We start from the raw sequence: 17,930 nt of genomic DNA on the forward strand, positions 1-17,930 counted from the left end.
CTCTCGCTCAGCCTTGCGGCCAGAAAGCCCTGATCCCCGCCACGCCCTGGGCGCCGGTCTGCCAGGCGCGCTGGAGGTCGTCCGGGCCGACGCCGCCGAGCAGGAATACCGGTTTGTTGAATCGACGGATCATCTCCTGGGCGGCGTCCCAGCCCAGCGGCTGGGCGTCGGGGTGGGTCTGGGTGGCCTGCAGCGGTGACAGGGTGACGAAGTCCACGCCCATCTCGGTGGCCAGCTCCAGTTCTTCCGCGCTGTGGCAGGACGCCGCCAGCCAGCGTTCCTTGGGGAACGGACGGCCGCGGGGTGCATAGCGGCGCAACTGGTCGGCGGTGAGGTGCCAGCCTGCGGCGGGGAAGTCCCCCAGCCACTCCAGCGGACCCTTGAGCATCAACTGGGCGCGGCGGGCGCAGAGGCCCTGGATATCCACCGCCAGGTCGCGGTACTGGGCATCGAACATGTTCGGCGCGCGCAGCTGGATCAGGCGCGTGCCATTGGCCAGCGCGGCGCGAACGCCTTGCAGCAGCTCCTGGGGCTCCAGTTCGTCCGGCGTGATCAGGTAGCGATCGGGCAGGCGTGCGGCGGCCAGGATCGGTTGGTTGGCGGCGGGGAATTCGTAGTCGGCCAGCTCCTGCTCGGTGACCCAGGCCAGGGGCTGGCCTTCGGCGCCATGGGGCTCGCCCGTGAAGGCAGAGACTTCCCAGACATCCAGCAGCACCTGCTTGTCGGGGTAGTCGTGGTGCACCTGGATCAGCGGCCGGGCCGAGCTGACGCGAATGCCCAGCTCTTCCTCCAGCTCCCGCGACAGGGCGACCTGAACGGCTTCGCCCTCCTCCACCTTGCCGCCCGGGAACTCCCACAGGCCGCCCTGGTGCTTGTCGTCCGGCCGGCGTGCGATCAGCACCCGGCCGTCGGCGCCACGGATGACCGCAGCCGCCACGTGCACTCGCTTCATTCGATGATCTCCGTTTCCTGCAGGGCGGCCTGGTACCAACGCTGGAACGCGGGCCACCGGTAGATGGTGTCGACATAGGCCGCGGCTTCGGCGGGAAGCTCCACGGCGTAGCTGCGCAGGCGGCTGGCCACCGGCGCGTAGAAGGCATCGGCGATGCTGGCATGGCCGAACAGGTAGGGGCCGTCCTGGCCGAAGCGGCGGCGGCAGTCGGACCAGATGGCGCAGACGCGGCGGATGTCCTCGGCGGCCTCTTCCGGGATGCCATCGAGCGCCTGGTTGCGCTTCAGGTCCATGGGCATGTGGCTGCGCAGGGCGACGAAGCCGCTGTGCATCTCGGCGCAGATGGAGCGGGCATGGGCACGGGCCGCCTGGCCGAAGGGCCAGAGATGGGCTTCGGGGAAACGCTCGGCGAGGTATTCGGCGATGGCCAGGGAATCCCAGATGACGCCGTCGGCTTCGGTTTCCAGCACCGGCACCTTGGCGGTGGGCGAACGCGCCAGCAGGCGTTTATGGCTATCGGCGGCGTAGAGCGGGATGCGCAGTTCCTCGTAGGGGGCGCCGGTCAGCTCCATGGCCAGCCAGCCGCGCAACGACCAGGAGGAGTAGTTCTTGTTGCCGATAACCAGGGTGAGTGCCATGCGTTTCTCCTTGAGCCCGATGGTTTGTCCAGGCGGGTCGATGGACCTTAAAAGGCGCATGCGGGGATGGCAAATTCCCATTGCTCATGGGGCCATGAACGCCGGGAATGCCAGGGACGAGCATCAGCGCAGCCGCAGGCGAACCTGCGGCTGCGTCGGGCTCAGGTGCGGTATTCCGCGTTGATCTTGACGTACTCGTGGGACAGGTCGGTGGTCCAGATGGTTTCGCTGCAACCACCACGACCCAGCTCGATACGGATGCCGATCTCTTCGCGGGCCATCACGGCGGCGCCCTGGTCCTCGGTGTAGGTGGCCGCGCGGCCGCCCTTGCTGGCGATGCAGACATCACCGAGGAACACGTCGATCTTGCTCACGTCCAGCTGCGGTACGCCGGCCCGGCCAACGGCGGCGAGGATGCGCCCCCAGTTCGGGTCGGAGGCGAACAGCGCGGTCTTGATCAGCGGCGAGTGGGCCACGGCATAGGCGACGTCCAGGCACTCCTGGTAGGTGCCGCCGCCGTTCACCTGCACGGTGACGAACTTGGTGGCGCCTTCACCGTCACGGACGATGGCCTGGGCCACTTCCATGGAGACTTCCAGCACGGCCTGCTTGAGCGCGGCGAACAGCTCGCCGCTGGCTTGGGTCACTTCCGGCAGTGCGGCCTGGCCGGTGGCGACCAGCATGCAGCAGTCGTTGGTGGAGGTATCGCCATCGATGGTGATGCGGTTGAAGGACTTGTTGGCAGCATCGCGCAGCAGGTCCTGCAGCACGCCCTGGGCGACCTTTGCGTCGGTGGCGATGTAGCCGAGCATGGTGGCCATGTTGGGCTTGATCATGCCGGCGCCCTTGCTGATGCCGGTGACGGTGACGGTGACGCCGTCGTGCACGAACTGGCGACTGGCACCCTTGGGCAGGGTGTCGGTGGTCATGATGCCGGTGGCGGCAGCAGCCCAGTTGCCTTCGGCGAGGTCGGCCAGGGCATCGCCCAGGGCGGCTTCGATTTTCTCGACCGGCAGCGGCTCGCCGATCACACCGGTGGAGAACGGCAGCACCTCGGTGGCATCGACGCCCGCCAGCTCGGCCAGACGCGCGCAGGTGCGTTCGGCGGCAGCCAGGCCCGGCTCGCCGGTGCCGGCGTTGGCGTTGCCGGTGTTGGTCAGGAAGTAGCGCACGGGACCGAGGACGCGCTTCTTGGAGAGGATCACCGGGGCGGCGCAGAAGGCGTTGAGGGTGAACACGCCGGCTACGGTGGAGCCTTCGGCGCAGCGCATGACCACTACGTCCTTGCGGCCTGGGCGCTTGATGCCGGCAGAGGCGATGCCGAGTTCGAAACCGGGAACCGGGTGCAGGGTGGGCAGGGGGCCGAGACCAACAGCCATGGAAGCGCTCCTTGTCGTGTCGTCAGGTGAAGCGACGGTGCCGGAGCGCCGCCGTTCTGGGGATGTCGAGTTGAAAACGCCGCGAGCGGCTGAGCCGGTCGCGGCGTGGGGAACTACAGCTTAGCCTCAGCTGATCTGGCCGTGGCAGTGCTTGTATTTCTTGCCGGATCCGCAGGGGCAGGGTTCGTTGCGGCCGACCTTGGGCTCGGTGCGAACCGGCGCAGCGGCAACGGCTACGTCGCCCTCTTCGCCCAGCTCCTGGGGCTCTTCGAGACCCGGGGCTTCGGCGTGCTGGAACTGCATGCGCTTGGCCAGTTCCTCGGCCTCGCGGCGCAGGCGGGCCTCTTCCTCGGCCGGGTCTTCACGACGGACCTGGACATGGGACAGCACACGGATGGTGTCGCGACGGATGGAATCCAGCAGCTCCTGGAACAGGGTGAAGGATTCGCGCTTGTATTCCTGCTTGGGGTTCTTCTGTGCGTAGCCGCGCAGGTGGATGCCGTGGCGCAGGTGATCCATGGTGGACAGGTGGTCCTTCCACAGGTCGTCCAGCACGCGCAGCAGCATCTGCTTCTCGAAGGAGCGCAGGGCTTCGGCGCCGGCGAGCTCTTCCTTCTCGTTGTAGGCGATGGTCAGTTGCTCGAGGATCTTCTCGCGCAGGGTGTCTTCGAACAGCTTGTCGTCTTCGTCCAGCCACTGCTGAATCGGCAGCTTGATGCCGAAGTCGCTGTAGAGCGCCATTTCCAGGCCGGTGATGTCCCACTGCTCGGGCAGGGACTGCGGCGGGATGTGGCTGTCGATGGTGCGGCCCAGCACGTCTTCGCGGAACTCGGCGATGGTCTCGCCGATGTCGTCGGCGGCGAGCAGGCTGTTGCGCATGTGGTAGATCACCTTGCGCTGTTCGTTGGCCACGTCGTCGAATTCGAGGAGCTGTTTGCGGATGTCGAAGTTGCGGCCTTCGACCTTGCGCTGGGCCTTCTCGATGGCGTTGGTGACCATGCGATGCTCGATGGCTTCGCCGGACTGCATGCCCAGGGCCTTCATGAAGTTCTTCACCCGGTCGGAGGCGAAGATGCGCATCAGGCTGTCTTCCAGCGACAGGTAGAAGCGGCTGGAGCCCGGGTCACCCTGGCGACCGGCACGGCCGCGCAGCTGGTTGTCGATACGGCGGGATTCGTGGCGCTCGGACGCGACCACATGCAGGCCGCCGGCCTCGATCACCTGCTGGTGACGCTTCTGCCAGTCGGCCTTGATCTGCGCGACCTGCTCTTCGGTGGCGTTCTCCAGGGCGGCGACTTCGACCTCCCAGTTGCCGCCGAGGAGGATGTCGGTACCACGGCCGGCCATGTTGGTGGCGATGGTCACGGCGCCAGGACGACCGGCCTGGGCGATGATCTCGGCTTCCTTCTCGTGGTACTTGGCGTTCAGTACCTTGTGCTCAATGCCACCCTTGACCAGCAGCTGCGAGACGTACTCGGAGCTTTCGATCGAGGCGGTACCCACCAGCACCGGACGGCCATTGGCCTGGCAGTCCTTGATGTCGGTGATGATGGCGGCGTACTTCTCTTCCTGGGTCAGGTAAACCAGGTCGTTGAAGTCCTTCCGGGCGATCGGGCGGTGAGTCGGGATCACCATCACTTCGAGGCCGTAGATCGAATGGAATTCGAAAGCTTCGGTGTCGGCGGTACCGGTCATGCCGGACAGCTTGGAGTAGAGGCGGAAGTAGTTCTGGAAGGTGGTGGAGGCCAGGGTCTGGCTCTCGGCCTGGATGTTCAGGCCTTCCTTCGCTTCGATGGCCTGGTGCAGGCCTTCGGAGAGGCGGCGGCCGGGCATGGTACGGCCGGTGTGCTCGTCGATCAGCAGGACCTGGTCGTTCTGCACGATGTATTCGACGTTGCGGTGGAACAGGGTGTGCGCGCGCAGGCCGGCGTAGACGTGGGTCAGCAGGCCCAGGTTGTGCGCGGAGTACAGGCTCTCGCCTTCGGCCAGCAGGCCAGCCTGGGTGAGCATGTCTTCGATGAACTGGTGGCCCTGTTCGTTGAGCTCGACCTGGCGGGTCTTCTCGTCGACCGAGTAGTGGCCTTCCTGGACGACGTTGCCCTCTTCCGGCTCGACGTGCTTCTTGAGCCGCGGGATCAGCGCGTTGATCTGCATGTACAGCTTGGAGCTGTCTTCGGCCTGGCCGGAGATGATCAGCGGGGTACGCGCTTCGTCGATGAGGATGGAGTCCACTTCGTCGATCACGGCGAAGTTCAGCTCACGCTGGAATTTGTCTTCCAGGCTGAAGGCCATGTTGTCGCGCAGGTAGTCGAAGCCGAATTCGTTGTTGGTGCCGTAGGTGATGTCGGCGGCGTAGGCGGCGCGCTTCTCTTCCGGCGGCTGGAAGGGGGTGACGATGCCAAGGCTGAGGCCGAGGAATTCGTACAGCGGACGCATCCAGTTGGCGTCGCGGCGGGCCAGGTAGTCGTTCACCGTGACCACGTGCACGCCCTTGCCGGACAGCGCGTTTAGGTAGACCGGCAGGGTACCCACGAGGGTCTTGCCCTCACCGGTACGCATCTCGGCGATCTTGCCTTCGTGGAGGGTCATGCCGCCGATCAGCTGCACGTCGAAGTGACGCATGCCCATCACGCGCTTGCCGGCCTCGCGGGCCACGGCAAAGGCTTCCGGCAGGATCTGGTCGAGGGTTTCGCCTTTGGCCACCCGCGCCTTGAACTCTTCGGTCTTGGCCCTGAGCTGCTCATCGGAGAGCGCGACCATTTGCTCTTCCAAGGCGTTGACCGCCTGGACAGCCTTGGCCATGCGCTTCACTTCGCGCTCGTTCTTGCTTCCAAAGAGTTTCTTCAACAAAGGCGCAAACATATCGACAGGATCTTCCACATATATGGATGGGGGGCGGCCCCGGAGTCGCCCACGCAGCCTTCATGGCTGCTTGCGAAGGGGGCATTCTACCCGGATTCGTTGTAGAGAAAAGTAGCGTTATTCCGCTGCTGCGGAACGAGCTATATAGAGGGCCGGGTTGACCACCTCACCGCCCCGGGTGACCTCGAAATGCACGTGGGCACCGGTGGATCGGCCACTGCTGCCGACCTCGGCGATGGCCTGGCCACGCTGCACCAGATCACCGACCTGCACCAGGTTCTTCTTGTTGTGTGCATAAAGGGTGCGATAGCCATCGGCATGGCTGATCTCGACCATGTTGCCGTAGCCGGTCTTGCGCCCGGACCAGGTGACGACACCCGCCCCGACGGCCAATACATCGCTGCCCGCCTTGGCGGCGAAGTCCACGCCCTTGTGCCGGCTCAAACGCCCCGTGAGGGGATCGGTGCGCACGCCGAAGGGCGAGGAGATGTAGCCCTGCAATACAGGGCGCCCGGCCAGGTGCTCGGCCGCACTGATGCGCCGCTCGCCCAGCAGTTGCTCGAGGACTTCCAGCTGCTGCTCGCGGCTTTCGAGGCGCTCGGTCAGGCTGTCCAGCACATCCATGAAGGGCGGGGCCTGGTAGGCAGGCGCGTCGAGCGGGTCTTCGGGGCCACCCTGGCCGACGTTGAGGGAGAAGTCGAACTCGCTGGAGTCCAGCTCGGCCAGTTCGGCGACACGCTCGCCCAGCGCATCGAGCCGGGTGAGGCGCGCCTGGAGATCAGCGATGTGCGCGCCGAAAGCGTCCAGCTGGCGCTGGGCATCGGCTCGCGCCTGGCTCATTTGGCTGCGCTGTTCGTCGAGCGCGAGGGTCATCTGCTGGCTGTCTTCGGCGCTGTGCGCGGCCGGTTTGATCCAGGCGCCCAGGGCGATCCCCGATGCGAGAACCAGCGCCAGCAGCAAGCCGCCGAGCGCCAGGAGAACGCGCAGGTCGAGGCTCAGCGAACGCGCTGCCCCATGCCTGCGGCTCAGAAGAATGATGTGCATGACTTCACCAATTGTTCGAGCATTACCCGGTGCAGCCTTCTGCTACCATGGCCACTCTGTATTCTTCAGGCGTCCTGCCATGTCTTTTCGTCCCTTGCCGGCCCGGTCCCCCGCCGCACTGCTGCGCGAGGAAAAACCGCTCAAGGCCCTGTTCAACCAGGCCCAGCGCATCGACCATCTACAGCATCTGCTGGAAAGCCAACTGCAACCTGCAGCGCGCGAGCATTGCCGTGTCGCCTCGTGGCGAGAGGGCTGCCTGATGCTGATCATCAGCGACGGCCATTGGGCTACGCGCTTGCGTTACCAGCAACGTCGACTGCAGCGGCAGCTCCAGGCACTCGGAGAGTTCGCGACCTTAACGAAAATCATCTTCAAGGTGCAACCTCCCCAAGGCTCGGCACGTGCGCCAGGCCGCACCATCGAACTGTCGGCCTTCGCCGCAGAAAGCATCCAGGCGACCGCCGAAGGCATCGAAGACCCGAAGCTGCGCGCCGCCCTGGAGCGCCTTGCCGAACGCGGCCGCAAAAACCGCGACGCCTGATCCTCCGCGACAATCCGCCGCTCTGCCCTCCCCTTTTTCCAGCACAAAAAAAGAGGCCACCCAATGGGTGGCCTCCAAAGAAAGGAAAGAGGTATTGCTTACACGGCCGCTACCGGGCGCATGTAGGAGATGGGTGCGGTCTTGGCGTCTTCGAAGGTGACCACTTCCCAGGCATCCTTGTCGGCGATCAGTGCACGCAGCAGGCGATTGTTGAGTGCATGACCGGACTTGTAGCCACGGAACTCGCCGATGAGGCTGTTGCCGAGCAGGTAGAGGTCGCCGATGGCGTCGAGGATCTTGTGCTTGACGAATTCGTCCTCGTAACGGAGGCCGTCTTCGTTCAATACGCTGTCCTCGTCAACCACGATGGCGTTCTCGACACTGCCGCCCAGGGCCAGATTGTGCGAGCGAAGGAATTCCAGGTCACGCACGAAACCGAAGGTACGGGCGCGGCTGACTTCCTTGACGAAGGTGGTGCTGGAGAAATCGACAGACGCTTTCTGAGTGCGACCGTTGACAACCGGGTGGTCGAAGTCGATCTCGAAAGTGACCTTGAAACCATCGAACGGTACGAAGGTGGCGCGCTTGTCGCCATCCTGCACGCTCACTTCACGTTTGATGCGAATGAAGCGCTTGGCTGCGTCCTGTTCCTCGAGGCCAGCGGACTGGATGAGGAATACGAACGGACCGGCGCTGCCATCCATGATCGGTACTTCGGCTGCGGACAGCTCGACATAGGCGTTGTCGATGCCCAGGCCAGCCATGGCCGAGAGCAGGTGTTCGACCGTGCCGACCTTGACGTCGCCATTGAAAAGGTTGGTGGACATGGTGGTCTCACCGACGTTTTCGGCATAGGCGGCGATCTGGACGACGGGGTCCAGGTCGGTACGGCAGAACACGATGCCGGTATCCACAGGGGCGGGCTTGAGGGTCAGGTAGACCTTTTCCCCGGAATGCAGCCCTACGCCTGTGGCTCGGATGACGTTCTTTAAAGTGCGTTGTTTGATCATGGCAGTGGCCGCTTTCGCGCTAGTTGCGAACAGTTTTCAACAATGGCCGGGGATGATAGCAGAACCGGCCTTTGCTGAACACCAATCACAGACATAGCGTCGATAAACTTCATCAATCGGCCTGACGACGCAGGAAGGCCGGAATGTCCAGGTAATCCAGGTCATCCTGGGGGTTCATCTTGGCGGCGGTTGCGGCGCTGCCATGAGCCTGATTGCGCATGACGGTCGGACGGTCCAGGTCACGGTAGTTGACCGAAGGTTGCTCAGCGCGCTGCTGTGCCGGGGCGGCCACGGCGGCGGTGGACTGAACGGTGTTGTCGACGACCTTGACCGGTTTTTCCAGGCGCGCGCCCAGACCGGTGGCGACCACGGTGACGTGCAGCTCGTCGCGCATGTCCGGATCGATCACGGTGCCCACCTTGACGGTGGCGTGTTCGGAAGCGAACTGCTCGATGATGTTGCCGACATCGGAGTACTCACCCAGGGACAGGTCGGGACCGGCAGTGATGTTGACCAGGATGCCGCGGGCGCCCTGCAGGTTGACGTCATCCAGCAACGGGTTGCGGATGGCTTCCTCGGTGGCTTCACGGGCGCGATTCGGACCGCTGGCGCAGCCGGTACCCATCATCGCCATGCCCATTTCGCTCATCACGGTCTTCACGTCGGCGAAGTCGACGTTGATCATGCCGGGACGCTTGATGATGTCGGAGATACCGCGAACGGCACCGGCCAGCACGTCATCCGCCTTGGAGAACGCGGACAGCAGGCTCGCGTCCTTGCCGAGGATGGTCAGCAGCTTCTCGTTGGGGATGGTGATCAGCGAGTCGACGCTTTCCGACAGCGCGCGGATGCCCTCATCGGCGATCTGCATGCGCTTGCGGCCTTCGAACGGGAACGGACGGGTCACCACCGCAACGGTGAGGATGCCCATGTCCTTGGCCACTTCAGCGATGATCGGCGCCGCACCGGTACCGGTACCGCCACCCATGCCAGTGGTGATGAAGACCATGTCGGTGCCTTGCAGCACTTCGGCGATGCGCTCGCGGTCTTCCAGGGCGGCCTGGCGGCCGATTTCCGGATTGGCACCTGCGCCCAGCCCCTTGGTAACGCCTGGGCCGAGTTGCAGGACGGTGCGCGCACCGACGTTCTTCAGAGCCTGGGCATCGGTGTTGGCGCAGATGAACTCGACGCCTTCGATGTTGCTCTTGGCCATGTGATTGACCGCGTTACCGCCGCCACCACCTACGCCGATTACCTTGATCACCGCGGTTTGCGGGACGTTATCTACGAGTTCGAACATTTCCCCTCTCCTTCCTTTTCTAGTTGTATCGCCTACTGCAAAACTCTTTAGAAGTTGCCCTGGACCCAGCGTTTGAGCCGTTCCAGAACAGGTGTCTTGGGTTCGTCACTGAAGCTGCCCAGGCCGCCGGACATCGAAATGCCGTCGGACTGCTTCTGCAGGCCGTACATGAGCAGGCCAACGCCGGTCGAGTAGATCGGGTTGCGCACCACATCGCTTAGCCCCTTGACGCTATGCGGCACGCCCAGGCGCACCGGCATGTGGAAAATCTCTTCGGCGAGCTCGACCGCGCCCTCCATCTTCGCGGTGCCGCCGGTCAGGACGATGCCCGCCGGGATCAGGTCCTCGTAGCCGCTGCGACGCAGCTCGGCCTGGATCAGGGTGAAGAGCTCGTCGTAACGTGGCTCGACCACTTCGGCCAGTGCCTGGCGCGAGAGTTCCCGCGGCGGACGGTCACCGACGCTCGGCACCTTGATGGTTTCGCCGGCACCGGCCAGTTTGGCCAGGGCACAGGCGTAGCGGATCTTGATCTCTTCGGCGTACTGGGTGGGCGTACGCAGGGCCATGGCGATGTCGTTGGTCACCTGGTCGCCGGCGATCGGGATCACCGCGGTATGACGGATCGCGCCCTCGGTGAAGATGGCGATGTCGGTGGTGCCGCCGCCGATGTCCACCAGGCACACGCCCAGTTCCTTCTCGTCGTCGGTGAGCACCGAGTAGGCCGAGGCCAGCTGCTCGAGGATGATGTCGTCCACCTCCAGGCCGCAGCGGCGCACGCACTTCTCGATGTTCTGCGCCGCGTTCACCGCGCAGGTCACCACGTGGACCTTGGCTTCCAGGCGCACGCCGGACATGCCCAGGGGTTCGCGCACCCCTTCCTGGTTATCGATCACGTAGTCCTGGGCCAGGGTGTGCAGCACCCGCTGGTCAGCCGGGATGGCGACGGCCTGAGCGGCGTCGAGCACGCGCTCGATGTCCGCCGGGCTCACCTCGCGATCACGGATCGCCACGATGCCATGGGAGTTCAGGCTGCGGATGTGATTGCCGGCCACGCCGACGAAGGCCGAGTGGATGCGGCAGCCCGCCATCATCTGCGCCTCTTCCACCGCGCGCTGGATGGACTGCACGGTGGACTCGATGTTCACCACCACGCCCTTCTTCAGGCCGCGGGAGGGATGGGTGCCGATCCCGACGATCTCCAGCTGGCCGTCGGCCGCGATCTCGCCCACCAGCGCCACCACCTTGGAGGTGCCGATATCCAGGCCGACGATCATCTTGCCGCTCTGCACGCTTGCCATGGTTCTAACCTTCTCCTCAATTCGCACGGCTGGCTACGGCCGCCGCGGGTGCCTCTACCGGGGTTCGCCACGCTACCGCCAAGCCGTTGGGGTAACGCAGGTCGACGCGCTCGATGTTGGCGATCTGTTCTTTGAGCGTCTTCTCGTAGATCGAGATGAAGCGACGCATCTTTTCCACCAGATGATCCCTACCCAGGAGGATCTCCACGCCCTGTCCGGTGGACAGGAACCAGCTGCCGCGCTCGCGCAGCTCCAGTCGGGTGATGGAGAACCCGAGCGGGCGCAACATCTGGCTGAGCATCTGGTACTGCTGCATCACCTGTTCCTGGGCGCGCTGTGGCCCCCACAGCTGCGGCAGTTGTTCGTAATGGGCCAGTTCACGCGGGGTGAAGGCCTGGCCCTGGTTGTTCAGCAGTGCCTCGTCACCCCAGCGGGCGATCGGCAGTTGTTCTTCCAGGCGGATCATCACCTGGTCCGGCCACACCCGGCGCACCTCGGCGTGGGCGATCCAAGGCATCTGCTCCAGCTCGCTGCGCATGCCGGCCAGGTCGATGCTGAAGAAGCTCGCCGCGATGTACGGGGCGATGCGCTGCTGCACCGCCTGCTGGCTGATGTAGCTCAGGTCGCCCTGCACGTTGATCTTGGCGATGGGGCGATCCGCATAGGGCAGCAACCGCTGCGCCGCTTCATAGGCACCGAACCCCAGCACCACCAGCACAACCGGCCAGACCAGACGTTTGAACACGCTGAAGTTCGGCTTGGGCAGGCGGGTGCTGAGCGGCTCCTTGGCCACCATCCGGCTGGCACCACGCGGCACCGGCTTGCGCTGGGGAGCGCGGCCGATGGCGGGTTGCGGATGACGGATCGCGGCGCCACGCATGTGCTTAACCTCGTGCCTCGACGCTGTCGGCCAGGATCGCCAGCACCAGTTGCTGGTAATCCAGGCCCGCAGCGCGAGCGGCCATCGGGACCAGGCTGTGGTCGGTCATGCCTGGAACGGTGTTCACTTCCAACAGCCAGAAGCGGCCGTCGGCGTCCTGCATCACGTCGGCACGCGCCCAGCCCTGGGTGCCCACCGCCTCGCAAGCGCGCGCGGTCAGGTCCTTGAGCTCCTGTTCCTTGGTCACATCCAGCCCACAGGGAATCTGGTACTGGGTATCGCTGGCCAGGTACTTGGCGTCGTAGTCGTAGAAGGTGTGCGGCGTACCCAGGCGAATGGGCGGCAGCACCTGCCCGCGCAGCATCGCGATGGTGTACTCCGGGCCGTGGATCCACTGCTCCACCAGCACCTGGGAGTCGTAACGGCTGGCGCCTTTCCAGGCCTCCACCAGCGCTTCGACATCCTCCACCTTGGCCATGCCGATGCTCGACCCTTCGTGGGCCGGCTTGACGATCAGCGGGAAGCCCAGGGACTCGGCCGCCGCGCGGCAATCCGCTTCGCTGGCCAGCACCGCATGACGCGGCGTGGACAGGCCGAGGCTCTGCCACACCTGCTTGGTACGCAGCTTGTCCATCGCCAGGGCGGAGGCCAGTACACCGCTGCCGGTGTAGGGGATGCCCAGGCACTCCAGCAGGCCCTGCATGCTGCCGTCTTCGCCGCCACGACCGTGGAGGACGATGAAGGCGCGGTCGATCTTCTCGGCGGCCAGGCGCTGCAGCAGGTCATCGCCAACGTCGATACCGAAGGCGTCGACGCCCGCGCCCTGGAGCGCTTCCAGAACCATGCTGCCGGACTTCAGCGACACTTCACGCTCGGCACTGCGGCCGCCGTAGAGCACGGCGACGCGACCGAACGCCTTGGGATCGAGCGTGGACTTCAGGTTCGCACTCATGACTCTTTCCTCGCGGCGGCATCACCGGCGCCACCGAACATCGGGTTCTGGATCAGTTGCGGGGCCAGGCCACCGATGTCGCCGGCGCCCTGGCAAAGCAGGATGTCGCCAGCGCGCAGCAGCGGTTTGACCAGCGGCGCCAGGTCGACGCCGCGCTCGATGTAGATCGGGTCCAGCTGGCCGCGCTGACGGATGCTGTGGCACAGCTGGCGGCTGTCCGCACCGGGGATGGGCTCTTCGCCAGCCGGGTAGACCTCCATCAGCAGCAGAACATTGGATTCGCCCAGCACCTGCACGAAGTCGTCGTACAGATCACGGGTGCGGCTGTAGCGGTGCGGCTGGTAGACCATCACCAGGCGGCGCTCCGGCCAGCCACCCCGTACGGCCTTGATCACCGCTGCGACTTCGCGCGGGTGGTGGCCGTAGTCGTCGACCAGCATCACGCTGCCGCCTTCGACCTGCAGCTCGCCGTAGACCTGGAAGCGGCGGCCCACACCCTGGAAGCCCGACAGGCCACGGACGATAGCCTCGTCGTCGATGCCCTCATCGGTGGCGATGGCGATGGTGGCCAGTGCATTCAGTACGTTGTGGTTGCCCGGCATGTTCACCGAGACGTCCAGCGGAGCCTTTTCCTTGCGCAACACGGTGAAGAAGGTCTGCATGCCCTGCTGGCGCACGTTGATGGCGCGCAGGTCGGCGTCCTCGGCGAAGCCATAGGTCACGGTCGGGCGCGCAACCTGTGGGAGGATCTCGCGCACCACCGGGTCATCCACGCAGAGCACGGCCAGGCCATAGAACGGCAGGTTGTGGAGGAACTCGACGAAGGTCTTCTTCAGCTTGTTGAAGTCGCCGCCATAGGTGCTCATGTGGTCGGCATCGATGTTGGTGACCACGGCGACCATCGGCTGCAGGTGCAGGAAGCTGGCATCGCTTTCGTCGGCTTCGGCCACCAGGTAGCGGCTGGTACCCAGCTGCGCGTTGGTGCCGGCGGCGTTCAGGCGGCCGCCGATGACGAAGGTCGGGTCCAGGCCGCCGGCGGCGAATACCGAGGCGATCAGGCTGGTGGTGGTGGTCTTGCCGTGGGTACCGGCAACGGCGATGCCGTGGCGGTAGCGCATCAGCTCGGCCAGCATCTCGGCGCGCGGTACCACGGGAATGCGGCGCTCCAGGGCGACGGCGACTTCCGGGTTGGCCTTGTTCACCGCACTGGAAACCACCAGCACATCGGCATTCTCGGCATTCTCGGCGCGGTGGCCGATGAAGATCTGCGCGCCGAAGCTCTCGAGGCGCGCGGTCACGGCCGAGGCCTTGAGGTCGGAGCCGGAGACGCTGTAACCGAGGTTCAGCAACACCTCGGCGATGCCGCACATGCCCACGCCGCCGATGCCGACGAAGTGGATGCGGCGGATACGGCGCATTTCCGGTTGCGGCATGGCTTTCTGGTTCTCAACCATGGGCCACCTCCAGGCAGATATCGACCACGCTGCGGGTGGCATCGGGCTTGGCCAGACTGCGGGCGATAGCGCCCATGGCCTTGAGTCGTTCGGGTTGCATCAGTACCTCGGTCAACCGCGCGGCGAGTGTGGTCGCGTCGGTGGCATGTTGCGGGAGAAGGAAGGCCGCGCCCTCCTTCGCCAGGTAATCGGCATTGCGCGACTGGTGATCGTCGATCGCATGGGGCAGCGGCACCAGGAAGGACGGCAACCCGGCGGCGGCGAGCTCGCTGACGGTCAGCGCGCCGGAGCGGCAGATGACCAGATCGGCCCAGGCATAGGCCCGCGCCATATCCTTGATGAAGGGTGCGACCTCCGCTTCGACACCGGCTTCGCGATAACGCTCCGCGGTGACTCCATCGTGATTCTTGCCGGCCTGGTGGAACACCTGCGGGCGCAGCTCGGCGGGCAGCAAGGCAACGGCTGCCGGCAGCAATTTGTTCAACGGCTCGGCGCCCAGGCTGCCGCCCAGCACCAGCAGGCGCGGCGTACGGCCGGCCAGGGCATCGCGCGGGGTTTCCAGGAACAGCTCTTCGCGCACCGGGTTGCCGGTGGTGCGGCGCTTGTCGCTGGTGCCGAAGGTGTCGGGGAAGGCTTCGCACACGCGGCTGGCGAAGGGCGCCAGGCTGCGGTTGGCGGTGCCGGCGACGGCGTTCTGCTCGTGGATCACCAGCGGTACGCCGGCCAGGCGCGCGGCCAGGCCGCCGGGGCCGGTCACGTAGCCGCCCATGCCCAGTACGCAGACGGGCTTCAGCTCGCTCACCACACGGCGCGCCTGGAACAGCGAGCGCACCAGGGCGAACGGAGCCTTGAGCAGGGATTTCACACCCTTGCCACGCAGGCCGGTGACCTGGATCAGGTGCAGCGGCAGGCCGGCCTGGGGCACCAGGTCGTTCTCGATGCCGCGCGGGGTGCCCAGCCAGTGCACGCTGTAGCCACGGGACTGGAACTCACGGGCGCAGGCCAGGGCGGGGAACACATGCCCACCGGTGCCGCCCGCCATGATCAATACGTTGCCACTCATGGGCGCACCTCTTCTTCGAGGAAGTCGCTCTCGACGAACTCGATGTCTTCATTGCCCAGATGGGTTCGGCTCTCCCATTCGATCCGCAGCAGCAGCGCGAGGCAGACGCAGCAGATCACCAGGGAGCTGCCGCCGTAGCTGAGGAACGGCAGGGTCAGGCCCTTGGTCGGCAGCAGGCCGACGTTCACGCCGATGTTGATCAGCACCTGGCCGATCCACTGGAAGGCCAGGCCATAGGCCACATAGGCCGAGAAATACTGGCGCGCGCGCTCGGCGCACAGGCCGATGTGCAGCGCGCGCACGCTGACGAACACGAACAGGCCGACCGTCGCCAGTGCGCCGACCATGCCCAGCTCCTCCGCCAGCACGGCGAAGACGAAGTCGGTGTGCGCCTCGGGCAGGTAGAACTGCTTCTGGATGCTGTTGCCCAGGCCGACGCCGAACCATTCGCCACGGCCGAAGGCGATCAGCGCCTGGCTCAACTGGTAGCCGGCGCCGTACTGATCGGCCCAGGGGTCGATGAAGTTGGTCAGACGCTGCATCCGGTAGCTCTGGCTGGTCATCACCAGTATCCCGGCCCCCAGTACCGCACCGACCAGCGGTACGAAGCGCACCAGGTTGATGCCGCCGAGGAACAGCATGGCGATGCAGGAGCCCACCAGCACCACGGTGGCGCCGAAGTCCGGCTCCGCCAGCAGCAGCACGGCGATGGGGCCGAGCACCAGCATGGGCTTGATGAAACCGGTGAGCTTCTCGCGCACTTCATCCTGGCGACGCACCAGGTAGCCGGCGATGAACATCACGGTGAACAGCTTGGCCAGCTCGGACGGCTGCAGGTTGAACAGGCCGAAGCCGATCCAGCGCTTGGCACCGTTGACCTCGCGACCGATGCCCGGCAGCAGCACCAGGATCAGCAGCACGAAGGCGAGCAGCATCAGGCGCGCGCCATGGCGCTGCCAGAAGCTCATGGGCACCTGCAGGGTGATGATGCAGGCGACCCCGCCGATGGCCAGGTAGATCAGATGGCGAATGGAGTGGTAGAGCGGGTTGCCGGACAGCGCGGCCGCCACCTCGGACGACGCCGAGGTGATCATCACCAGGCCCAGGCCGAGCAGTGCCAGGCAACCCGCGAGCAGCGGGAAGTCCAGGTCGATGCCACGGCGACTGCGCAGTGGCGACTGCAGGGCGAACAGGCGGGCCAGCATCAGGCAAGACCCTCCGCAGCCTGGGCGAACAGGCGCCCGCGTTCTTCGAAGTTCTTGAACATGTCTAGGCTGGCACAGGCGGGCGACAGCAGCACGGCGTCTCCTTCCTGGGCGAGTTCGGCGCAACGGCTCACGGCCTCATCCAGGGTGCGCACCCGTACCAGCGGCAATGCATCACCCAGGACAGAGGCGATCTGCTCGGCATCACGCCCCAGCAGCACCACGGCACGGCAGAAGCGTGCAACGGGCTCGCGCATGCTGGAGAAGTCGGCGCCCTTGCCATCGCCGCCGGCGATCAGCACCAGCTTGCCATCGATATCGGCGCCCAGCCCTTCGATCGCCGCCAAGGCGGCGCCGACGTTGGTGGCCTTGGAGTCATCGTAGTAAGCCACGCCGTTGCGCTCGCGTACCCACTGGCAGCGATGGGCCAGGCCGGTGAAAGTCTTCAGGGTTTCCAGCATCGGCTCCATGGGCAGCCCCACGGCATGGCCGAGGGCCAGGGCCGCCAGGGCATTGGCCTGGTTATGGGCGCCACGGATCTTCAGCTCGCGCACGGGCAGCAGCTTGTCGAACTGGAAGGCCAGGTACTTCTCGCCACCCTCCTCGACCAGGCCAAAGCCCTTGAAGTCGGGTTTGTTCAGGCCGAAGGTCCAGCACGGCAGTTGGTCGGCCACCAGCGGACGGGACAACGCGTCACCACGATTGACCACCACCTGCCGGGCGCCGCGGAAGATGCGGTGCTTGGCCAGGTGATAGGTCTGCATGTCGGCGTAGCGGTCCATATGGTCTTCGCTGACATTGAGCACCGTGGCCACCTCGGCATTGAGCCGGTCGGTGGTTTCCAGCTGGAAGCTAGACAGCTCCATGACATAGAGGTCGATGTCGTCGGCCAGCAGGTCCAGCGCCGGGGTGCCCAGGTTGCCGCCAACGGCGACCTTGCGCCCGGCCGCCAGCGCCATCTCGCCCACCAGGGTGGTGACGGTGCTCTTGGCATTGGAACCGCTGATGGCGACGATCGGCGCCTTGGCGTAGCGGGCGAACAGCTCGATATCGCCAGACAGCTTGACGCCGCGCTTGGCCGCTTCCTGCAGCGCCGGGGTGGCCAGGGCCAGGCCGGGGCTCACGTAAAGCTCGCTGGCACGGCTGAGGAAGTCCACGTCCAGTTCGCCGCAACGCACTTCCACGCCCGGGTACTGGGCACGCAGGGTGGCCAGCTCGGGCGGATTCTCGCGCGTGTCGGCCACGGCGAAACGCACGCCCTGGCGCGCCAGGAAGCGCACCAGGGACATGCCGCTCTTGCCGAGGCCGACAACGATGCGGAACTGGTCGGAAGCGATCAGGCTCATGGTCTC

At 65.5% G+C, this 17,930-nt stretch carries 15 protein-coding genes; 1 reads left to right on the plus strand and 14 read right to left on the minus strand.

The genetic code is table 11. The features are described 5' to 3' along the window. Positions 1-7: 7 nt before the first annotated feature. The 5 genes from OEJ36_RS04250 to OEJ36_RS04270 all read right to left on the minus strand — a co-directional run bounded on the left by OEJ36_RS04250 (position 8) and on the right by OEJ36_RS04270 (position 6,875). Positions 8-952, minus strand: coding sequence for a Nudix family hydrolase (locus OEJ36_RS04250; RefSeq protein WP_263400509.1), 945 nt, complete (start codon positions 950-952; stop codon positions 8-10). Continuing rightward, the gene (locus OEJ36_RS04255) at positions 949-1,590 is read right to left on the minus strand and encodes a glutathione S-transferase family protein (RefSeq protein ID WP_263400510.1); all 642 of its coding nucleotides are present in this window, start codon (positions 1,588-1,590) and stop codon (positions 949-951) included. Before OEJ36_RS04255 ends, OEJ36_RS04250 begins: the two co-directional genes overlap by 4 nt. A gap of 161 nt (positions 1,591-1,751) precedes the next feature. After that, positions 1,752-2,969, minus strand: a complete 1,218-nt coding sequence (gene argJ / locus OEJ36_RS04260) for a bifunctional glutamate N-acetyltransferase/amino-acid acetyltransferase ArgJ (protein ID WP_263400511.1) — start codon at positions 2,967-2,969, stop codon at positions 1,752-1,754. Positions 2,970-3,095: 126 nt separating this feature from the next. Continuing rightward, positions 3,096-5,831, minus strand: coding sequence for a preprotein translocase subunit SecA (gene secA, locus OEJ36_RS04265; protein ID WP_263400512.1), 2,736 nt, complete (start codon positions 5,829-5,831; stop codon positions 3,096-3,098). A 117-nt stretch (positions 5,832-5,948) separates the two neighbouring features. Next, a complete protein-coding gene (locus OEJ36_RS04270; RefSeq protein ID WP_263400513.1) occupies positions 5,949-6,875 on the minus strand; it encodes a M23 family metallopeptidase in 927 nt (308 codons plus the stop codon). Positions 6,876-6,954: 79 nt separating this feature from the next. Between OEJ36_RS04270 and OEJ36_RS04275 the strand changes: the two genes are divergently transcribed. Then, on the plus strand, positions 6,955-7,416 hold the full coding sequence (locus tag OEJ36_RS04275; protein WP_263400514.1) for a DciA family protein: 462 nt from the start codon (positions 6,955-6,957) through the stop codon (positions 7,414-7,416). A 98-nt stretch (positions 7,417-7,514) separates the two neighbouring features. On the opposite strand, the gene lpxC is transcribed toward OEJ36_RS04275, so the two are convergent. From lpxC to murD, 9 genes are all read right to left on the minus strand, one after another. Further along, positions 7,515-8,426, minus strand: a complete 912-nt coding sequence (gene lpxC / locus OEJ36_RS04280) for a UDP-3-O-acyl-N-acetylglucosamine deacetylase (RefSeq protein ID WP_021218767.1) — start codon at positions 8,424-8,426, stop codon at positions 7,515-7,517. Positions 8,427-8,538: 112 nt separating this feature from the next. Beyond that, positions 8,539-9,726, minus strand: coding sequence for a cell division protein FtsZ (gene ftsZ, locus OEJ36_RS04285; protein ID WP_021218768.1), 1,188 nt, complete (start codon positions 9,724-9,726; stop codon positions 8,539-8,541). A gap of 47 nt (positions 9,727-9,773) precedes the next feature. Beyond that, positions 9,774-11,024: a cell division protein FtsA gene (gene ftsA / locus OEJ36_RS04290; RefSeq protein WP_021218769.1), complete on the minus strand. Its 1,251-nt coding sequence runs from the start codon at positions 11,022-11,024 to the stop codon at positions 9,774-9,776. A gap of 16 nt (positions 11,025-11,040) precedes the next feature. Then, positions 11,041-11,904, minus strand: coding sequence for a cell division protein FtsQ/DivIB (locus OEJ36_RS04295; protein ID WP_021218770.1), 864 nt, complete (start codon positions 11,902-11,904; stop codon positions 11,041-11,043). A gap of 4 nt (positions 11,905-11,908) precedes the next feature. After that, positions 11,909-12,856, minus strand: coding sequence for a D-alanine--D-alanine ligase (locus OEJ36_RS04300; protein WP_263400515.1), 948 nt, complete (start codon positions 12,854-12,856; stop codon positions 11,909-11,911). After that, a complete protein-coding gene (gene murC, locus OEJ36_RS04305) occupies positions 12,853-14,310 on the minus strand; it encodes a UDP-N-acetylmuramate--L-alanine ligase (protein ID WP_263400516.1) in 1,458 nt (485 codons plus the stop codon). The genes OEJ36_RS04300 and murC overlap by 4 nt, the downstream gene beginning before the upstream one ends. After that, the gene (gene murG, locus OEJ36_RS04310; protein ID WP_184488710.1) at positions 14,303-15,373 is read right to left on the minus strand and encodes an undecaprenyldiphospho-muramoylpentapeptide beta-N-acetylglucosaminyltransferase; all 1,071 of its coding nucleotides are present in this window, start codon (positions 15,371-15,373) and stop codon (positions 14,303-14,305) included. Before murG ends, murC begins: the two co-directional genes overlap by 8 nt. Continuing rightward, positions 15,370-16,578, minus strand: a complete 1,209-nt coding sequence (ftsW, locus tag OEJ36_RS04315; protein ID WP_021218774.1) for a putative lipid II flippase FtsW — start codon at positions 16,576-16,578, stop codon at positions 15,370-15,372. Before ftsW ends, murG begins: the two co-directional genes overlap by 4 nt. Continuing rightward, positions 16,578-17,924: a UDP-N-acetylmuramoyl-L-alanine--D-glutamate ligase gene (gene murD, locus OEJ36_RS04320; protein ID WP_263400517.1), complete on the minus strand. Its 1,347-nt coding sequence runs from the start codon at positions 17,922-17,924 to the stop codon at positions 16,578-16,580. The genes ftsW and murD overlap by 1 nt, the downstream gene beginning before the upstream one ends. Positions 17,925-17,930 lie beyond the last annotated feature (6 nt).

It is taken from the genome of Pseudomonas sp. PDM13 (genome assembly GCF_025685765.1).
GTDB classification, from domain to species: Bacteria; Pseudomonadota; Gammaproteobacteria; order Pseudomonadales; family Pseudomonadaceae; genus Metapseudomonas; species Metapseudomonas solani.

What these genes read in the sequence shown, in the direction of transcription:
- OEJ36_RS04250 (WP_263400509.1), bottom strand. Translation starts at nt 952, where the DNA reads ATGAAGCGAGTGCACGTGGCGGCTGCGGTCATCCGTGGCGCCGACGGC.
- OEJ36_RS04255 (WP_263400510.1), bottom strand. Translation starts at nt 1,590, where the DNA reads ATGGCACTCACCCTGGTTATCGGCAACAAGAACTACTCCTCCTGGTCG.
- argJ (WP_263400511.1), bottom strand. Translation starts at nt 2,969, where the DNA reads ATGGCTGTTGGTCTCGGCCCCCTGCCCACCCTGCACCCGGTTCCCGGT.
- secA (WP_263400512.1), bottom strand. Translation starts at nt 5,831, where the DNA reads ATGTTTGCGCCTTTGTTGAAGAAACTCTTTGGAAGCAAGAACGAGCGC.
- OEJ36_RS04270 (WP_263400513.1), bottom strand. Translation starts at nt 6,875, where the DNA reads ATGCACATCATTCTTCTGAGCCGCAGGCATGGGGCAGCGCGTTCGCTG.
- OEJ36_RS04275 (WP_263400514.1), top strand. Translation starts at nt 6,955, where the DNA reads ATGTCTTTTCGTCCCTTGCCGGCCCGGTCCCCCGCCGCACTGCTGCGC.
- lpxC (WP_021218767.1), bottom strand. Translation starts at nt 8,426, where the DNA reads ATGATCAAACAACGCACTTTAAAGAACGTCATCCGAGCCACAGGCGTA.
- ftsZ (WP_021218768.1), bottom strand. Translation starts at nt 9,726, where the DNA reads ATGTTCGAACTCGTAGATAACGTCCCGCAAACCGCGGTGATCAAGGTA.
- ftsA (WP_021218769.1), bottom strand. Translation starts at nt 11,024, where the DNA reads ATGGCAAGCGTGCAGAGCGGCAAGATGATCGTCGGCCTGGATATCGGC.
- OEJ36_RS04295 (WP_021218770.1), bottom strand. Translation starts at nt 11,904, where the DNA reads ATGCGTGGCGCCGCGATCCGTCATCCGCAACCCGCCATCGGCCGCGCT.
- OEJ36_RS04300 (WP_263400515.1), bottom strand. Translation starts at nt 12,856, where the DNA reads ATGAGTGCGAACCTGAAGTCCACGCTCGATCCCAAGGCGTTCGGTCGC.
- murC (WP_263400516.1), bottom strand. Translation starts at nt 14,310, where the DNA reads ATGGTTGAGAACCAGAAAGCCATGCCGCAACCGGAAATGCGCCGTATC.
- murG (WP_184488710.1), bottom strand. Translation starts at nt 15,373, where the DNA reads ATGAGTGGCAACGTATTGATCATGGCGGGCGGCACCGGTGGGCATGTG.
- ftsW (WP_021218774.1), bottom strand. Translation starts at nt 16,578, where the DNA reads ATGCTGGCCCGCCTGTTCGCCCTGCAGTCGCCACTGCGCAGTCGCCGT.
- murD (WP_263400517.1), bottom strand. Translation starts at nt 17,924, where the DNA reads ATGAGCCTGATCGCTTCCGACCAGTTCCGCATCGTTGTCGGCCTCGGC.